Origin of the sequence: Sphingobacterium chungjuense (genome assembly GCF_011316935.1) — a bacterium.
GTDB lineage: Bacteria > Bacteroidota > Bacteroidia > Sphingobacteriales > Sphingobacteriaceae > Sphingobacterium > Sphingobacterium chungjuense.
Map to the genome: position 1 here is coordinate 292900 of NZ_WLYS01000004.1, position 19228 is coordinate 312127.

Here is a 19228-nt window from a genome sequence, read left to right on the forward strand (position 1 = left end):
TCGAAAACATGAAAAAAAACATATATAGTATGATATTAGCGGGCTGCATCGCCTTTGGCGGATGTACGAAGCTAGATGAACAGCTTAACGGACAAATTTCGGATACCGAACCAGGAGCTGTAAATGCCGCAGCTTTGTTGCAAGGAGCTTATATTTCTATGCGATCACCCTATCAAGGAAATGGTGGCTGGTGGGCATTACAACAAACCACATCAGACGAAACCATTCCACCAACACGCGGTGGCGATTGGGATGATAATGGTGCTTGGCGCGCCTTATTTTTACATCAATGGCAGGCAGATCACGTCCGCATTCACGATGTTTTTAGAAACTTAAACGCCGTGAGTTATGCCGGAACAGATTTGTTGCGCTACAATCCTACGCCAAGACAAGCGGCCGAAGCGCGTTTTATTCGCGCATTTGCGCAGTTTTCTATTTTAGATGGTTGGGGTCAGGTTCCCTACCGCGAACCGGGCGAAGACATTTTGGGTATGCCACGCGTTCGCGGCGCCGAAGAGCAAATGGAATATTTGATCTCCGAATTAAACGAGATTATGCCCGATTTGCCAACAGGAAATCCACAGGTAGCCAATCAAGATGCCGCTCGCATGATGCTCATGAAAGTATATCTGAATAGAGGCGCATTCTTGAATAGAGAAACACCAACATTCGACAATGCCGATATGCAAATGGTCGTAACATTGGCCGACCAGATCATCGGTCGCTATTCCTTAACAGAAAACTACTTTGACAACTTCAACCTGAACAACCACGAATCGTCTGAAAACATCTTTGTCGGGGCGAATATTGGCGGCAGTAATTCTGGAGATATTTATTCCATTCTGAGAACTACCTTACACTATAATATGAATCCAAGTGGATGGAATGGCTTTGCCACGCTATCCGATTTCTACGATAAATATGAGCAAGCCGATCAACGCAGGAGCTCTCCCTACCCAGGCGTGACCAATATCTCTGGTATGAATATGGGATTCTTGATGGGCCCACAGGTCAATGCGCAAGGAGTAGCGCGGGAAGACCGTCGCGGCAATCCGCTAAGCTTCACACCAGAAGTGAGTATCATTGAGCGCGGAAATAATCTGGAAGTAACAGGCATACGCGTCGTCAAATATGTGCCAGATTATGCTAACATTGGCGCAGGACATGCCGAGAATGATTGGGTTTTCCTACGTTATGCAGACGTTTTATTAATGAAAGCAGAAGCCTTGCTACGCATGAATCAGGCCGCCTTGGCGTTGCCTTTAGTAAACGAAGTGCGGACGCAGCGAAACGCCACGGCTTTGGCCACATTGACGACAGACGATCTGCTGGATGAGCTTGGTCGTGAATTTTTCTGGGAATCGCACCGCCGTACAGATCTAATTCGCTTTGGCAAGTACTTGGATGCTTGGCAGGAAAAACCGGCATCAGATCCTCGAGCACTGCTATTCCCGATTCCTCTGAATCAATTAGGGAACACCAATCTGACACAAAACCCAGGCTATTAAGCAGTAGACTGCTGAAACCGAATTCCTTAACCATTAAATTCCTCCGGCAAATAAAACCGGAGGAATTTGTCTTTTTAGGAAGTAAGGCAGCGCAGCCATTCGCTTAATCTACTGTACAAAATTTATTCTACAAAGTCAATAGAATTCCATCCGTTTTCCTGCTATTTTTTCGTCAAAATTACTGTAGATTTAGACGATTTATCAGGAAAATATTTTCTGCTTTTCAAAGTTATCCACATACTTTTGACCCTGTAAATCAGAATATTACCAAACAACACATTCGGGAAGCGAGCTTTAACTGCCTTTCAGCAACGCCATGTGGAAAAGTCCAGTTAACTTACCCATCAAAAAATAGTTGATCTTTGTTTAACACTAAGGAATTATTACGATTCCGACTCAATAGAATATTTATTTATGGCAAACGTAAGCTGAACCCTATAGTCAGCTTAAAGTTACCCCCAAAAGATTTTAAATAGACATGGCAAGAATCATTAAATTTGAAAAGAATGACTGTGCACCATGCGCACAGGTATCTTCCTACTTGGACAACAAGGGTGTATCTTACGAAACAATCAACCCGTTTGATGAGCCAGAATTGGCTGTAAAATTCAAAGTACGCACGGTACCTACGGTACTAGTGTTGGAAGAAGATGAAATCAAACACAGAATCATTGGTTTCAAACCAGAGGAACTAGACCATATCGCGTTGTAAACCGTATAGTAAACCCTCTAAATACGAACCATGATTCATATTTACTACGATTCAAAAACAGGAAATGTAGATCGCTTTATTCATAAAGTGATCCAGATAACTGGGTGGCAAGCTACCCGTATCGAAGAGGATACCATACCATCAACGATGGGTCATTTAGTGACTTACACGATTAACTTTGGCAAAGTGCCTGAAAAGACACAAGCCTTCATCGAAAAATACAACCACATGATTCATTCCGTGAGTTCAAGTGGCAACCGCAACTGGGGAAGAAACTTCGCCGTTGCAGCAGATAAACTCGCAGAGAACTTCGACCTCCCTATTGGTTTAAAGTTCGAACTTTCGGGGACTCTGGTAGATATTAATGAGTTTATTGACATTATAAAAAATCAATATTATGATTGCAAACGACGTAGCGAAAAACTGGATATTGCTTAACAACGAAATCATGATCAAACATGATGACGAGTTTAGCTTACATAAAGACAAAGAAGCGGTAAGAGCTTATTTCCTAGAATATGTAAATAAGAACACCGTTTTCTTTTATAACCTAAAAGAAAAGGTAGACTATCTTATTGAGAATAACTATTACATTGATTTCTATCAGTGGTTTACCTTCGAAGAGATTCAACAAGTATACGATTATGTATATGCGAAGAAATTTCGCTTCCAGTCTTTCATGGCCGCTTTCAAGTTTTTTCAAAGCTATGCGTTGCGCGATGACTCGGGCGAGAAATTCTTAGAAAGATATGAAGACCGCGTCATGGCAGTTTCGTTGTTTCTAGCCCGTGAAGAAGGTGTAGAAAAAGCCTTTGAATATGCAGAAATTATGATCAGCCAAGAATATCAGCCCGCTACGCCGACATTCCTGAACGCTGGTAAGAAAAGATCCGGAGAATTGGTTTCTTGCTTCTTAGATGAAGTAGGCGACAATCTTAATGGTATTGGCTATGCCATCGACTCGGCGATGAAGCTATCATCGATCGGTGGCGGTGTATCGTTCAATATCTCAAAAATACGAGCTCGTGGCGAAGCTATCAAAGGTGTGGAAGGCCGTGCTGGCGGTGTGTTGCCGATCATGAAAATCATGGAAGATACCTTCTCCTACGCCAATCAATTAGGCCAACGCCCAGGTGCTGGTGCGGTATATCTCAATATTTTCCACTCCGATATTGAAGAGTTTTTGGATTGTAAAAAGATCAATGCCGATGAGAAAGTGCGTATCAAATCTTTATCCATCGGTATTATCGTGCCCGACAAATTCATGGAATTGGCAGAGAAAGATGAAGCTTGCTATTTGATCTACCCACATACGGTGATGCAAGAGTATGGCAAATATCTAGATGAGCTAGATATGGATGCCATGTATGATGAATTGATCACCAATCCTAATATTAAAAAGAAGAAAATCAATGCGCGCCACCTATTGGTTAAGATTGCGCAAACTCAAAAAGAGTCGGGATACCCCTATATCTTCTATAAAGAAAATGCGAATAGAGCGCATGCACTTAACGGCATCGGAAATGTGAAATTCTCGAATCTTTGTACCGAGATTATGCAGGTATCTGAAGTATCTGATATCAATATCTACGGTAAGGAAGACACCATTCGCTACGGTATTTCTTGTAATCTAGGTTCATTAAACGTCGCGACGGTAATGGACAATAAGCGGATCAAAGAAACCGTAAAAACGGCTATGCGTGCCCTTACTGTCGTCACGGATGTAACGGATATCGAAATGGTACCAACTATTGCTAAAGCAAACCGTGAGTTGCACTCCGTTGGCTTAGGCGCGATGAACCTGCATGGCTTCTTGGCCAAAAGTTTTATCATGTATGAATCTACAGAAGCATTAGATTTTGCGAATACCTTTTTCATGATGATGAACTACTATTCGTTGGAAGCCTCTATGGATATCGCCAAAGAACGTGGCCGTACTTTCGTCGGGTTTGAGAAATCAGCTTATGCTGATGGTACGTATTTCGACAAATACCTAGAACGCGATTATCTTCCTAAAACAGATAAAGTTCAAGAATTATTCGAAGGTGTACATATTCCAACTATTGCAGATTGGGAAAACTTAAAAGCACAAGTAAAAGAACATGGTATCTACCATGCGTACCGTTTGGCGATCGCACCAAACCAATCGACATCGTACATCATGAATGCTACGGCATCGGTCATGCCGATTGTAGATATCATCGAAGTGCGCGAATACGGTGATAGTACTACATACTACCCAATGCCATACTTGACCAACGATAATTACTTCTACTTCAAGTCTGCGTATGATATGGATCAGATGAAAGTGTTGAAAATGATTTCTGTTATTCAACGTCATATTGATCAAGGTGTATCCACGATCTTGCACACCAATTCTAAGGACAGTACCCGCGATTTAGCGAAGTATTATATTTACGCACACAAATTAGGGCTGAAGTCTTTGTATTACACTCGTACGCGCAAATCGACCATCGAGGAATGTATCTCGTGTTCGGCATAAACATTTTATTATAGTATAATTCAATCCCAATCGGAACTGAATCGGAATACCTTGGTATACCGGTTCAGTTTCTTTAAGTTATAAAGCAAACCATGAGCAAACAATATACCGCAGTAAACTGGAACACACCCGATAATGATTATGCATTGATGTTCTGGGAACAGAATATTAAGCAATTTTGGATCGATACCGAATACATTCCTTCTAAGGATATTGATAGCTGGAAAGGCTTGAGCTGGGATATGAAAGAATGCTATAAAAAAGCCTTGGGCGGCTTGACTTTGCTAGATACGTTGCAAAGCCACACCGGCATGCCTAAGATCATTGACCATATCAATTCCCTACAAAATAAAGCGGTGCTATCGTACATGTGTATGATGGAAGCGATTCACGCTAAATCCTACTCTACGATCTTCACCACGGTGTCTACTACCAATGAGATCAACGATGTATTTGGCTGGGTATCCGAAAATAAATTTTTGCAGTACAAGGCATCGACTATCGATCAATATTACCGCGCGATCGACAAAGAAACAGTGACCGACGAAGAGCTTTTCATGGCCTTAGGTGCTTCGGTATTGCTGGAGTCATTCTTGTTCTATTCGGGTTTCTTCTTGCCATTGTGGTTATGTGGCCAAGGGCAAATGGTGGCCTCAGCAGATATTATCAAAAAGATCATCGCAGACGAATCGATACACGGTGTCTTCGTCGGATTGATGGCACAGGAAGTCTTCAACCGTCTACCGAACAAGGAAGAAGTCAAAGCGCGTTTCTTGAGGCTTCTAAATGACTTGTACGAGAATGAATTGAAGTACACTGAAGAATTATACACGGTCGTAGGATTGACCGCAGAGGTAAAAGAATATGTGCGTTACAATGGGAATAAAGCGTTGATGAATTTAGCCTTTGAACCGATATTCGAAGTGAAGCAAGTCAACCCTATTGTGATGAATGGGCTAAGCACAGAAACGACACAACACGATTTCTTCTCAAAGAAATCAACCAACTACGAGAAAGCGACAGAAATTGTGCATTTGATGCACGAAGATTTTGAAATGGATGCTACGGTAGATATTTAGTGCTCATAAAAGCTAAAGCATAAAATGCCCCATAGTAAAAACGTAATATGGGGCATTTTTATGTTCCTTTGGTTTCTTTGTGTTTGATGGCTAAAATCGATATAAACGAAACGATAAGGAATACTCCCCCAATGTAAAATAGCGGATAATAATTATCATTCTTGATCAAAAAAGCCATAGAAAATCCCCCAATAGCTTGAAAAAAGGAAAAACCCAAGGTCAGGTTGCTCCAGGCGAGTTTATATTTCAGATCTCCAAAAATACGCAAGGCGTAAGAAGATATCAGCGTAATCATGCCGGGCGTAAAAAAGCCTACAATAAAAGCCGAAGCATAAAATACGATATCATATGTGATTAAGACGGGCATAAACACGGCCAATATATATATAAAATAACTTACTAGAATGGTATTTTTCAATCCGATGAGATCGGATAGTTTGCCCAATAAAACGGGGCCCAAAAGTGCACCAATACCAAAAAATGTCCAACCCATAGCACCAAATGCGAAGCTCTTATGCATTTGCCGTACTAGGAAATCTACATAAAATAGTGTGTGCGGTATATAGCCTACCGCATTACAGCAATAGGCTGTTAGGAGCAACAAAAAGTTTTTGTTACGGTAATCAAATCGCACGGTAGAATGATCGCCCAGCGGCTGGCTTTCTGACACGACAGGTACACGATCCCAAGTGCTCCATGTAAGCCAAGTAAAAAGCAGGCACACCAGACCAAGAGCGATGAAAACTTCCGACAAACCAATGTGCTCATACAAATACGGAATCAGCAAACCGGAAACGCAGACACCAATACCGATACCGGAAAAAACGATACCAGAAAGCAAACCTCTATTCTGTGATTTTTTGTAATAAGGCAAGATCAATGTCGGAGATAACACCATCAGCAAAGCACCGCCAAAACCAGCTAAGAATCGCCACACATACATCCAGTAAAAACCCAAATCATGCCACGCTACAAATATGTATCCAAGTGCACACAATATTAGAGCTACCTTGATCATCGTGGCTGTCCGAAACCTATTTTGCGTCACATTGACGAATATGGGTCCTGCCAAATAGCCCACCAGTGCCGCAGCACCCAATTGAGCTGCTTCAAAAGCGGAACTCCAACCATCTTGAATAAGTAGCGGAATCAATGCGGTAAAGGCAAATCTTCCAATACCTAATCCAATTAATGTGCTTAACAGGCCTGCTAGCCAATATGGACTTTTATCTTTAAAGCGCATCATGCTTTATCATTGTATATAGCATGTTCATCACAATTGATATCATGGCGTAAAACAAATTTAAAATTTCAACTTTTCAAATGTAACCTATTATAAGTTAACATGTTTTATGCAAAGACAATAAAATGTTTGTAAAATAAAAAAAGCTACAGCATTTCTGCTGTAGCTTTGATAATGGATATACCAGAATATTAATTCCTTTGATACTCTGGGTTTTGCTCTAAGTTAGGGTTACGTTGTAGCTCGTCCATCGAAATCGGGTAAACTAAATCCGACTGTTTGAATGTAGCTCCTGAACCATTCGCTGCTCCTACTAGCGGTTGGAAAGTAACTTGACCTTTTACCGTTGACGAAATGTTAGGGAACATGCCTGTACGCAGACAGTCATCCCACATTTTGAATTCTAACGGCAATTCGCGCAAACGCTCTTTCCATACTTCTTGCACGAATTGATCAACCGATAAGCCTTGCAATTGTGAAGTAATTGCCGCCACTGTTTCACCAGTTGTACTTGCACGTGCTCTCACTTCTGCTAAGTGACCTGCTGCTGTTGCAACTCCCGTTGCTCTCGCTTTCACTTCTGCTGCGATTAACAGCGCTTCTGCATAACGGTAAATATTACGATCTTTCACGGAGCGACCTGTATTTAACAAAGCATCTTCTTCTACAAAAGCCCATACACCTGCAACCGTACCACCATTCCATGTTCTACCATTTAAAGGATTGGTATAGCTCCAATGGTAATACTGATTAGGTTTAATTCGCAAATCGTCATCTTCGTATACGTTCAAGAAGCGATTAGTAGGGCCATAAACACGCTCGAAGATGGTATACTTATCGAAGATAGCATTCGCGGAGGCTGTAAAACCATATGTTGGCCATGAGCCTCCAGGGTTGATTACGGCGTCAAACTCCATCGCATAAATCGTTTCTTCCAAAAGATCCGAAGTACGCAATTTATTGTAAGCACTATTTGCGGCAAGGTCAGTATTGGTTGCTAACGTATGACCTGACTGAAGCACGATATCAATGTAAGGTACGGCTTCTGCATATTTGTTTTGTTGCAAGTATACATTCGCTAGCGCTATTGCCGCCACATTTCTATTGACACGACGGCCACTACTATTAAAGATGCCATCAGGCAACGATTCTACCGCATAAATAAGGTCTTCTTCGATTACTTTATACACTTCTGCTGGCGCACTTCGTGCTAAAAAGAAATCTTGATCCAAGCTCGCGTATTGATCAGTAGATAACGGCAAACCGCCAAACATTTTTACCATGAAAAAGTAGTTGAAAGCACGGAAGAATCTGGCTTCTCCAGTCAACCTCGCTCTTACATCATCAGGCATAGTGATGTTAGGAATATTTTTGATCGCACCATTCGCAATATTAATTGCTTGAAAAGCAGTACGCCAAATTTCATTTACTCTGTTGGATACAATACGTGTATTTTGTTGTCTAGTCAACAAACGCGAATACTGGTTGATCTGCTCTTGTCCCTCGTAACTATTTTCGAAATAGCCCGTCAACATGACTGGAATAGAAGCAAAAGGTCCTTGATACGCGCCATTGGCATTACCATAAAAAGTAGGTGCTCCTAAGCGATACAAGGTATTGACGTTTTCTTGTGCTTGTGCCTGCGTGGTGTAATAATCATTTTCACCCACATCAGTTCTTGGATTTTCATCCAAAAAGTCTTTACAAGAACTCATGCTCAACATAGTTGACACACTAAGTCCTAATATGATATATTTAAAATTCATCTGTCTTAAGTATTAAATGGTTAATTACAACGTTAGGTTCAAACCAAATGTGAATGTTTTTGCTCTCGGATAAGAGAAGAACGTTACATTCTGACCAAACTTATTTCCATCTCCTGTTGAAGTACTTTCAGGATCATATCCTTTAAAGTCTTTGGAAGTGATTACCCATGGGTTATTTGCACTAGCATACACGCGTAAACCAGAGATGCCCAAACGTTGCGCCCATGATGTATCAAACGAATAACCTACTTGAATCAAGTTAAAACGTAGGAATGAACCATCCACAATCCAAGAAGAATCGATACGCGTATCCTGACCAGCGTGACCGCCATTAGTCAAGAAAATAGCTTGCTGCATCGTGTTTGGATTAGAAGGACTGTAAGCATCTGTCAAAATTTCGCTCAAACCATTGGTGATACCAAAACGATCGTAGGTAGAGTGATAGAATTGTTGCAATGTCTCTACACCATAGACAACCTGCATATCAACCGTCATATCAAAATTCTTGTAGTTGAATGTATTGATGAAACTTCCTGACCAATCTGGAATACCTTTACCTAGGATTTCCTGATTTGCCGAACGATTTGGTCTACCAATCTGCTCTCTAGTAATTAGACCATTCTCAAAATCTTCTACTGTAAAGATGCCATTACGGCGGTATCCGTAGAAGCTGTTTAAGTTTTCACCAACACGGATTACACTGTTTGGACCAGATACAAAGCTATTTTGAAGAATATCCGCGTTGTTGTTTGCTAATTGAACAACGCGATTCTTGTTGTAGTTCATATTGATAGTAGACGTCCACTGGAAGTTATCATTACGTACCGGAGCACCGCTAATCATAATATCAAAACCTCTGTTGTTTACCGCACCAATATTTTGGGTTACGAACTCAAATCCAGATGCATTTGGAAGCGGTGCTTGTAAAAGCAAATCGGTTGTTCTACGATTGTAGTAGGAGATATCGAAGTTCAAACGATTTTGAAATAAACCTAATTCAAAACCTCCATCGATCGTAGCTGTTTTTTCCCACTTCAAGTCGTCATTACGCAAATTCCCCAAGTAAGAGGTGGATACACGTGTACCATTCAATAGTTGCGTATTGTTAATCGCTCTACCGATCGACTGATAAGGGGCAATTTCGGAGTTACCCGTGATACCAAAGCTACTGCGCAATTTCAAATTATTCAACCAAGATACATCTTGCAAAAAAGATTCATTAGATGCGACCCAAGCCAGACCCATAGATGGGAAGAAACCGAATTTATTGTTTGCTCCAAAACGAGAAGAACCATCATAACGACCAGTAACTGTAGCCGAGTACTTATCGTTTAATGTGTAGGCTGCACGCATAAAGTACGAGTTCATACCCCAACGTTCATAAGCCGACTGTGGTGCTTGCGGTAAAGAACCGGCTGCCATGTTATTCCACTTGAAGAAGTCATTAGTAAAGCCTTCGGTACGATTCATACTGAAGTTACGCTCACGTCCTTGCCACGATAAACCAGCTACCGCGTTGATACGGTGATTATTGAACTGTTTGTTGTAGCTTAAGTACGTTTCTTGTTGCCAGTAGAAGATGTCTTCGTTTTCAATTTGTGCCCAACCGTTTGGACGAGAAATATTATGCAGCAATACAGACGAATAACCATTGTACTGTCTTCTTTGCTTATCTACACCGTACTGAGTTTTCAAATCCAAACCATCAGCTAGGTGGAAAGTCAAGGCCGCGTTACCAAAGATTTGGGTATTCGCACGACGTCTTTCTTGTAGATCTAAGATAGAAACTGGATTGGACATCCCCTCGAAACCCAATAAACCATTGACAGTAGAAGAGCCCGAGAATGAGTATTGCCCATCAGGTTGGTACACTGGCAACCAAGGTAGCATCTCGATCATCGTACGACGTGCTTCCTGACCGCCACCATCTTCCGGTGTAAAGCGACCGAAAGTATGATTCGCCGTCAAGTTGATGCTTGTAGAAAGCCAATCCTTTACTTTCGAATCGTAAGCCAACTTACCGTTTACACGTTTGTTGTAGGTATTATTGACCACACCTTGCTGATCAGTATAATTAATGAAAGCTCCCATAGAAGAATTCTCATCTCCTTGTTGGATGTTCAACTGATGATTTTGAGAAAGGACAGTACGAGTAGCCTCGCGCTGCCAATCGGTATCGTACAATGGGTTACCATTAGCATCAAAGTAGTTTGGATCATTGAACCAGTCTTTACGATCAAGAGACCAATTGTATTTATCTGGCATGTAGGTGTTTTCATTTTCCAAACCAATCATAAAGGCCTGTACCCACTCTTCTGCATTCAGAAGATCCATATAACGTTGCGGAGAGCTGACACTAGCTGATCCTTGGTAACTGATGGTTTTGCGCCCATCTTTAGAACCTCTTTTTGTGGTAACCAAGATTACCCCATTGGCTCCACGTGCACCGTAAATCGCTGCAGAAGAAGCATCTTTCAACACTTCCATACGCTCAATATCATTCGGATTTACCAAGTGGAAATTTTCCATCACTACTCCGTCCACTACATAAAGCGGGCTCGAAGAAGAGTTGATGGAAGCGGTACCACGAATTACTACGCGGTTAGCATACGCACCTGGCTGGCTTGAGTTGGAATACACATTCACACCGGCAGCTTGACCACGTAAATTGTCTAACGCACTAAAGTTTTGGTTTTTGATCATATCCGAACCTTTAGCGATCGAGATAGATCCAGTCACGTCTGACTTACGCATCGTACCGTAACCTACTACGACGACTTCTTCCAGATCCTCACCTTCGGTATCTAAGGAGAAGTTCACTGTAGTAGAGCTAACACGCATTTCAGCTCTTTTGTAGCCTAAAAAGGTAGCAACGAGTGTTTGTCCATTGCTAGCATCAATGGTAAACTGTCCGTTTTCATCCGTTTGCGTACTTACATTGGTGCCTCTTACGGTAATCGTAACACCGCTAATAGGTTCATTGGTACTAGCATCGTTCACGCGACCCATCACCTTTTCTTGGCGCTGTGTAATCTGTGTCCGCTCACCAGCGCGGGGAGAATTTGGAATCGCTTGCAGACTGTTGAAGCTGAGTGCAGCAACAGCTAATAGCGCAGTCCATAGACGCCCATCAGGATTGTACATGTTTTTCATACATCATCAAATTTAAAATTGTGCTAAATCGTTTTATCGACGGTCAATAAAAAAAGGCTTACTAAATGAAGAATAAGCGTTGACCCCCGATGTTTATAATTGTTGTGTTCTTCGGCAGCAATTAACAAAACTTTAACGGAATGCCGAAATATTTTTCATAAATATTTTCCGCATTCCGTCAATGATGTAATGTATATGTATTGGAATCGTTACAGATTACCTTTTTTCAGCTCATTCACAGCGTAATCTACTGATCTTGCCGAAAAAGCCATATAGGTGAGAGATGGATTTTGTGTGGAAGTAGATGTCATCGCCGCACCATCTGTAACAAATACATTGGGTACATCGTGCATCTGATTCCATTTATTGAGCACAGAAGTTTTCGGGTCATGTCCCATTCGGGCACCGCCCATTTCGTGAATGTCCAAACCTGGAGCTTGGGAATTCTCGTCTCTACGGATGTTGGTAAAACCGGCTTCCGTAAACATTTCTTCCATCGTATCGAGGTAATCCTTTTTCATCTTGGCATCATTATCATCATAATCTACCGAGATGTGTAGCAATGGGATACCCCAATCATCTTGTTGCGATTTATCTAGCGCGACATAGCTGGCTTCTTTTGGAATAGTCTCGCCCATCATGTGCGAACCCACACCCCAATTGCCCCACTCTGGATTGAGCAAGGAGTTTTTCAATTCTTCTCCCCAACCACTACGATCTGAGTTTTTAGAACGCCAAGCTCCAAATCCTGCTGCATATCCGCGTAAGTAATCTGTTTCTTGTTTATGCAAATTTCGAAACCGTGGAATATAGCCCCCACCTGCAGGATTACGACCTGCCGTCGTAAAATCAGAAAGGCCTTCGTACTCCGCATAAATGCGAGCACTATAATTATGAAATGCCACATATTTACCTAACGTCCCGCTGTCATTCCCCAAACCGTTTGGAAAACGTTCGGATTTGGAATTCAATAAAATAAGATTGGTATTGATTGCAGCAGCATTTACAAAGATCACTTTCGCATAGAAATCAATCTCTTCTTTGCTATTCCGATCGATTACACGTACACCGATCGCTTTACCTTTATCTTTATCATACAAAATGGAATGTACCACCGCATCAGGACGCAAGGTCATGTTACCCGTTTTCGCCGCCCACGGCAATGTAGATGCATTGGAGCTAAAGTAACCACCAAATGGACAGCCACGCTGGCATAACGTACGATTTTGACATTGCGTACGGCCTTGCTCAATATGTATAGGCTGTGGTTTGGAAATATGCGCACAACGTGCAGAGATAACTTTTCTCTCTGGGTATTTCTTTTCTACGCTTTGTTTGAAGTATTTCTCTACTACGTTGAGTGGATATCCCGGCAAGAATTCGCCATCAGGCAATTCTGGCAATCCATCTTTATCACCAGCGATGCCGGCAAAGCGCTCTACATAATCGTACCAAGGTTTGAGATCTTGATAGCGAATCGGCCAATCGACGGCAAAACCATCACGCTGTGGTCCTTCAAAGTCAAAGTCCGACCAACGCTGCGTTTGCCGTGCCCAAAGCAATGACTTACCGCCTACTTGATATCCACGGATCCAGTCAAATGGTTTATCCTGAACGTAAGGATGCTCCTTATCTTTCACAAAGAAATGCGCCGCATCTTCATGAAAAGCATAGCAACGACTGACGATGGGATTTTCTTGTTTGTCCGCAAAAGTCATCTCATTGCGATGTTCAAACTCCCAAGGATTCATATTTGTCGTCGGATAATCTTTGATGTGTTTTACATCGCGACCGCGTTCCAATACTAGCGTTTTTAATCCCTTCTCACACAATTCCTTTGCCGACCATCCACCACTGATTCCAGATCCGATCACAATCGCATCATAGCTTCTGTCTTTGACGGAGTCAATATTTAAATTTGCCATAATTAGTTTACGCGTTTATCTTCACAGCACCATCATATCTACCTGGTACTAATTCATAGATCAATTTATTAGTCATCACGTACTCTGAGTTGAGGTAACCTTGTAAGGTACGCGCTTTTAGCATGGTAGCAAACTGATCATCTTCGGGTAAACCTTTTAGATAAGCTAACAGTTTGGCATCATCGTTACTCGATTCTTTGTGACATTTTTTTAGACCGACCAAGAAGGCTTCTTGTTGTTCTGGCGATGCGCAATCGTCCAGCATTTTCATCACGAATAAATGCAAGTTTAGACTTTTACCGCCTGGCGAATCGCCTTCCGGAATGATCACATTCACTAGATGACCTAAAAGCTCTTCATCATCTGCCGAAAAATCGATATTTTGGAGGGCGATAGATGCTTTCTTCCCGCTGAAATCGCAAGAACTAGCTATCAATAGACCACCCGCCATCACAAACATTTGTTTGATGACCTCTCTTCTCTTCATGTTGTGTGTTTGTAGATAATTGATCCGGCCAATTTACAAATAATATTGAATGTTGGATGATGCTAAATCGAATATTTGACACATCATATCTGTTACAATATATATAAACATGAAAAAGGATTACTCTCGTAATCCTTTTTCATGTTTAATGCTTAAAATTAAGATAATCTAATCTTCTACATCCCACCAAACTCGTGTGGTTAATGCATCAGCTCCCTGTTGAGCAATAGCATCTTGGTAACTTTGCGTATTTCGACCGGCCTCTTCCGTAGTATAAGCTTGTCTTCTTGGCAAGCTACCGTTGGTATTTTGTGGCGCAGGTCCGGGATTTAAACGAGGAAAACCAGTCCGTCTCCAATCCGTCCAAGATTCATAACCATTGGCCATATAGTTGGCAAACCATTTTTGAGTAATAATCTGTTCTAGACCTGACGCTGGATTATAAGCAACTGTTGGTTGCGCTACATACTCAGCATAGGACTCTTCTAAGTCTTCTACTTCATATTGCATAAACGATGCACGTATTCCATTGAGATAATGTGTTTGCGCATCAGGAATCCATCCAAGAAAAGCAGCTTCAGCCAACATAAATTCGACTTGCGCATAGGTGCTGAGCGGAAGTTCAGAATTTTGTGCCGTGAAACGATCTCCAATTAAGGAAACATTTTCACGATTGTACGCACCAGTCTGTCCTTGTATTAAACCGAAAGGCATCCCTACATATGTGCCTGTGCTTAATGCTGGAAGCGCAAAAATCGACAATCTAGGATCGTTATGCAGTTCGAGTTGTTCGATCATGTATTCACTTACTGCGTAGTCCACACGGCCGGTCACTTCATAATTATTGAATAACGGACTTTGGTTATTGGCGTCATTTAAGTAGCGAAATACCGCATTATCCCCTATGGCTGACATGGCACCGGCTTCATATGCCGCTAAAAATTCAGTTCTAGCCTTTTCTGGATTTACTTTACGAATGTGCAAAGCGGCAGCCATACGTAAAGTATTTGCCCATTTTACCCATTGGCTAACGTTGCCGTTAAAAACAATATCTCCATTGACAGATCCTCCGCCTTTTAATTGCTCTTGTGCTTCGGTCAGCTCTACAAATAGCGCGTTATATACAGATTCTTGCGAATCATAGCTTGGTGTCAGATTGGCTCTACCTTGCAGCGCTTCGCTGTATGGTATCATACCCCAACGATCGGTCATGTGCATAAAGTAGAATGCTTTAAGCACTCTGGCGACACCAATTTGACTTTCACTATCTCCACCATCAGTCACATAAGCCTGCGTAGAGGCTACAGGATCCATATTTAGCGCAATGATCGTCTGCAGATCCTGCAATGGTGCATTGTATATAGGATAGAAGTTGTAGATCGTGTTTTGAAAGCGAGATTCACTTGTATATTGAATTTCGGCCATATATTGTGGATACAAATCCTTGGCCCAGCCGGCAACACCTTCTGTCTGACTACCCAAAGAGCGTAATGCATTGGACAACAATAGAGTTGTATTAGGATTTAGTGCATCGTTTGGACTTGTATTGATGGATTCAAAGTTCTTGGTACAGCTGCTCAGTACAGCGGCAACTACCACACAAGTACTTAATTGTTTTATATATCTTTTCATTGTTATTGAGCTTATTGATGATTACTTGATTTATCTTCCCTTACAAACCTAAACGAAGACTGAAACCCCAAGAACGTGTACTTGGCAATTGCCCACCTTCAAACCAAGATGTTTCTAAGATTGACGGATCTACATTTCGATTTTTCGCATAAATCAACCAAGGATTCGTCGCTATTAATGAGAAACTAGCCGATTTAAATGGTGTGTTTTGGAATAATCGAGTTGGCAGATCATATCCAATATTTACCTCTCTTAACTTGATAAAACTACGATCATATACCCATTCTTCCCATAACGAGAACATATCATTTTCATACAAATTTTGGGTATCTACAAAGATATCATTGACTTCCCCATTTTCCTTAACACCAGGTAAGAGAGTACCACCCATATTTTCAACTGGATCACGACGAGGTACACCGTTTTCATTCAAACCTGCAGTTTCGGCCAATACGCCGGTATAATTTCCGAACATAGAAGAGATAGACATGTATTTACCCCCTTTTTGAAAGTCAAGTGAGAAACCAGCACGGAAATTTTTGTAAGAGAAAGATGACGTAAGACCACCAGTAAAATCTGGAATAATGCTTCCCAAATTCATATTGTCTTCCCGTAGATAATACCCATCTTCACCCACCACTCGGTTACCATTATCGTCTTTCACAATCCCCATACCGATCAATTGACCATATGGCTGGCCTTCATACGCATTCAAAGTAATCAATGGAGAACCTACGAATCCGAAAGAGGAAGGTGTATCGTCTAATTCTATTTGTAGATTGCTTACTTGTTCATCTAGACGAACTACTTTATTTCTATTGATACCGATATTGGCATTTAGATCCCACTTGAAATTACTGTTGCGAATAGGTGTACCACCTAGGGTAAATTCGTAACCATGATTATCAATCCGACCTGCATTAATCAAACTTTGCGCAAAACCTGTAGTACCTGAAATCGGCAAGTTTAGGATCTGATTCGTAGCACTACGCGTGTAGTAGTTAAAATCAAATAATAAACGGCTATTGAAGAAGCGCAACTCGGTACCAATCTCGTACGAAGTAGATAGGGTTGGTAATAGATTTGCATTTGGAATAACATCAGGTACTGTTAATAGCGGATTACTTCCGTACGCGTTACGAATGTTATATGTTTGCAAGATCTGATATGGATCGGTATCTGTACCTACTTTAGCGAATGAGGCTCTCAATTTACCAAAAGAGAAAAACTCATTCGGCTCGATAAAATGACTGAAAATAAACGAGGTAGATAATCCTCCATATAAAAATGAATTATTGTCCCTTGGTAGTGTAGAAGACCAGTCATTACGGATATTTCCTTCTAAATATAGAAAATCTTTATAACCAACCGCAGCATAACCATAGAGCGAATTGACTCGTTGATCAAAATATCTGGTTTGAACTGTTGGTCTGTCAATAGAGGCTTCCAAAGTATACAAACCTGGTACTGCTAAACCACCGGCAGTCGCTGCATCTGTGAAACGACGTTGATTGCGACGATACTCTCCAAATGCGGCCGCATCCACGGTGAAATCTCCATATTGTTCTTTGAACGCCAATGTACCAACATAGTTTACCTCATCTTGATTATTTAAGTATTGAGAATAACTCGCTTGTTGCAAGGTACCACTGGCAATACGTTCAGTCTCCTCCATGTTCAGGAAATTTCCTCGCGCAATCACGGAAGCACTCAGGGCATTCGTTAATTGATAACTTGCGGTAATATTACCATAGATCCGCTGATAAGTGTCAAGTTGTGTATTTTCATAAACTTCTGTGTATGGATTATCCCAATATGCAGGATTAGGATTTGTTGGACTCACAATATTCCAACTTCTAAAGGTACCATCCGGACGTTTATAGTCACGCAACGTGCTCATGTCCAACTGACGCTGAAACCACTGATTAAAAGACCCTGTAGTTTGAGAACTGTAACCATCCTTTGGTCGGTTATTATACACCTCATGTTGGAAGTTCACATTAGCAGATACGGTTAGTTTATCTGTCAGATTTAAGGAAGAGTTTGTAGAAAACCAATTTCTCCCCAACTTACTATTTGGCACTATACCTGTGCGAGAAACATTCGTAAACGAGAATCGAGTTTGGTAATTATCTCCTGCTTTATCAAAAGCTATGTTAGTATTTGCGCTTACGCCCGTATTGTAAAAATCACGAACATTGTTTGGTTGAGGCACTAAGGCTGTTAGCTGACCAAATTGAGGGTGAGATGGATCCCATCCATAAAATGGCATATACATCGTACCATCCATACGTGGACCCCAGCTTTCATCAGCTCCATAATTTAAGATATTCACACCATCATATGGTGCTAAATAGTCTGGTGCTATATTAGGATTGTGGTTATACGTACTCCATTCTTGCGAGTATCCACCAGCATATTCATTTTGATATTTAGGCAATAAATAAACGCTTTCAAAAGATGTTGCTTGGTTGAAGTTCACACCAACGCCATCACGTGTACGTCCGCCTAATGTCTTGATAACTACCGCACCTTCTGAACCACGCTGACCGTACAACGCTGTCGCTGCTGGTCCCTTTAAAACCGTAAGATCGGCTACATCATCCATGTTAACGGCTTCTGGCTCAGTAATCATTCCATCCACCACATAAATTGGATTCCCCCCCGATAGCGAGTTGATACCACGAATACGAATGGTAGAAGTACCGAAAGCGGCACCAGACGTAGATTGTACTTGTACACCAGCAATCTTACCTGCTAATGCCGTATTCAAATCTGGCTGACGTACCATAGACAAATCTTCTCCTTTAATAGCCTGAACGCTATATCCTAGTGAGTTTCGCGTTCGCTGTACGCCAAGCGCGGTAACGATAACTTCACCAACGCTCTGATCTTCATCATCCAATTGAATGTTAATTGTGTTATCGCTGCCCAAGGGAAATATTTGCTGTTGCATACCAACGAAATTAACTGTAAGTGTGCTTGTACTTCCAGATAGATCGATCGTAAACTTACCTTGTGCATTAGTTTGTACGGCCGTATCCGTTCCTGTAGCGCGTACTGTAGCTCCCGCTAATGGCTGACCTGTGCGAGACGATACAACATTACCGGAGATTGTTCGCGTCTGAGCATGCGCTATTCCCATCAGAAGTAGCCACGCCAAAATAAAACTGAATAGTTTTCTTTCCATAGTAAAATATGTAGTTAGTGTGTGTTCGTG

General features: G+C 41.6%; 12 protein-coding genes. 5 read left to right on the forward strand and 7 right to left on the reverse strand.

What is annotated here, in order from left to right; translation table 11 throughout:
• Window positions 1-8 precede the first annotated feature (8 nt).
• The 5 genes from GKO22_RS11905 to nrdF all read left to right on the forward strand — a co-directional run bounded on the left by GKO22_RS11905 (window position 9) and on the right by nrdF (window position 5802).
• On the forward strand, window positions 9-1508 hold the full coding sequence (locus GKO22_RS11905; RefSeq protein ID WP_166335311.1) for a RagB/SusD family nutrient uptake outer membrane protein: 1500 nt from the start codon (window positions 9-11) through the stop codon (window positions 1506-1508).
• 478 nt (window positions 1509-1986) lie between these two features.
• The gene (locus tag GKO22_RS11910; RefSeq protein WP_066756813.1) at window positions 1987-2220 is read left to right on the forward strand and encodes a glutaredoxin family protein; all 234 of its coding nucleotides are present in this window, start codon (window positions 1987-1989) and stop codon (window positions 2218-2220) included.
• 30 nt (window positions 2221-2250) lie between these two features.
• Window positions 2251-2658 (forward strand): class Ib ribonucleoside-diphosphate reductase assembly flavoprotein NrdI, encoded by a 408-nt coding sequence (gene nrdI, locus GKO22_RS11915; RefSeq protein ID WP_166335313.1) that lies wholly within the window; start codon window positions 2251-2253, stop codon window positions 2656-2658.
• Window positions 2618-4723 (forward strand): class 1b ribonucleoside-diphosphate reductase subunit alpha, encoded by a 2106-nt coding sequence (gene nrdE, locus GKO22_RS11920; RefSeq protein WP_166335315.1) that lies wholly within the window; start codon window positions 2618-2620, stop codon window positions 4721-4723. The genes nrdI and nrdE overlap by 41 nt, the downstream gene beginning before the upstream one ends.
• A gap of 92 nt (window positions 4724-4815) precedes the next feature.
• Entirely contained in the window at window positions 4816-5802 is a 987-nt protein-coding gene (gene nrdF, locus GKO22_RS11925; RefSeq protein WP_166335316.1) for a class 1b ribonucleoside-diphosphate reductase subunit beta, read from the forward strand.
• 58 nt (window positions 5803-5860) lie between these two features.
• Here nrdF and GKO22_RS11930 read toward each other — a convergent pair whose 3' ends face one another.
• The 7 genes from GKO22_RS11930 to GKO22_RS11960 form a co-directional block, all read right to left on the reverse strand.
• A complete protein-coding gene (locus tag GKO22_RS11930) occupies window positions 5861-7048 on the reverse strand; it encodes a YbfB/YjiJ family MFS transporter (RefSeq protein WP_166335318.1) in 1188 nt (395 codons plus the stop codon).
• Between the two features lie 188 nt (window positions 7049-7236).
• The gene (locus GKO22_RS11935) at window positions 7237-8811 is read right to left on the reverse strand and encodes a RagB/SusD family nutrient uptake outer membrane protein (protein WP_166335320.1); all 1575 of its coding nucleotides are present in this window, start codon (window positions 8809-8811) and stop codon (window positions 7237-7239) included.
• A gap of 24 nt (window positions 8812-8835) precedes the next feature.
• Window positions 8836-11964, reverse strand: a complete 3129-nt coding sequence (locus GKO22_RS11940) for a SusC/RagA family TonB-linked outer membrane protein (RefSeq protein WP_166335322.1) — start codon at window positions 11962-11964, stop codon at window positions 8836-8838.
• A 209-nt stretch (window positions 11965-12173) separates the two neighbouring features.
• Window positions 12174-13889: a GMC oxidoreductase gene (locus tag GKO22_RS11945; protein WP_166335324.1), complete on the reverse strand. Its 1716-nt coding sequence runs from the start codon at window positions 13887-13889 to the stop codon at window positions 12174-12176.
• A 7-nt stretch (window positions 13890-13896) separates the two neighbouring features.
• A complete protein-coding gene (locus GKO22_RS11950) occupies window positions 13897-14376 on the reverse strand; it encodes a gluconate 2-dehydrogenase subunit 3 family protein (RefSeq protein WP_166335326.1) in 480 nt (159 codons plus the stop codon).
• Between the two features lie 168 nt (window positions 14377-14544).
• Complete coding sequence (locus tag GKO22_RS11955) at window positions 14545-16008, reverse strand: SusD/RagB family nutrient-binding outer membrane lipoprotein (RefSeq protein WP_166335328.1); 1464 nt, start codon at window positions 16006-16008, stop codon at window positions 14545-14547.
• 40 nt (window positions 16009-16048) lie between these two features.
• Entirely contained in the window at window positions 16049-19198 is a 3150-nt protein-coding gene (locus GKO22_RS11960; protein WP_166335330.1) for a SusC/RagA family TonB-linked outer membrane protein, read from the reverse strand.
• Window positions 19199-19228 lie beyond the last annotated feature (30 nt).

Excerpts from the sequence above, each read along its gene's own strand:
- nrdE (WP_166335315.1), top strand. The coding sequence starts at position 2,618 with ATGATTGCAAACGACGTAGCGAAAAACTGGATATTGCTTAACAACGAA.
- GKO22_RS11960 (WP_166335330.1), bottom strand. The coding sequence starts at position 19,198 with ATGGAAAGAAAACTATTCAGTTTTATTTTGGCGTGGCTACTTCTGATG.
- GKO22_RS11935 (WP_166335320.1), bottom strand. The coding sequence starts at position 8,811 with ATGAATTTTAAATATATCATATTAGGACTTAGTGTGTCAACTATGTTG.
- GKO22_RS11945 (WP_166335324.1), bottom strand. The coding sequence starts at position 13,889 with ATGGCAAATTTAAATATTGACTCCGTCAAAGACAGAAGCTATGATGCG.
- GKO22_RS11930 (WP_166335318.1), bottom strand. The coding sequence starts at position 7,048 with ATGATGCGCTTTAAAGATAAAAGTCCATATTGGCTAGCAGGCCTGTTA.
- GKO22_RS11910 (WP_066756813.1), top strand. The coding sequence starts at position 1,987 with ATGGCAAGAATCATTAAATTTGAAAAGAATGACTGTGCACCATGCGCA.
- GKO22_RS11905 (WP_166335311.1), top strand. The coding sequence starts at position 9 with ATGAAAAAAAACATATATAGTATGATATTAGCGGGCTGCATCGCCTTT.
- GKO22_RS11955 (WP_166335328.1), bottom strand. The coding sequence starts at position 16,008 with ATGAAAAGATATATAAAACAATTAAGTACTTGTGTGGTAGTTGCCGCT.
- GKO22_RS11950 (WP_166335326.1), bottom strand. The coding sequence starts at position 14,376 with ATGAAGAGAAGAGAGGTCATCAAACAAATGTTTGTGATGGCGGGTGGT.
- GKO22_RS11940 (WP_166335322.1), bottom strand. The coding sequence starts at position 11,964 with ATGAAAAACATGTACAATCCTGATGGGCGTCTATGGACTGCGCTATTA.
- nrdF (WP_166335316.1), top strand. The coding sequence starts at position 4,816 with ATGAGCAAACAATATACCGCAGTAAACTGGAACACACCCGATAATGAT.
- nrdI (WP_166335313.1), top strand. The coding sequence starts at position 2,251 with ATGATTCATATTTACTACGATTCAAAAACAGGAAATGTAGATCGCTTT.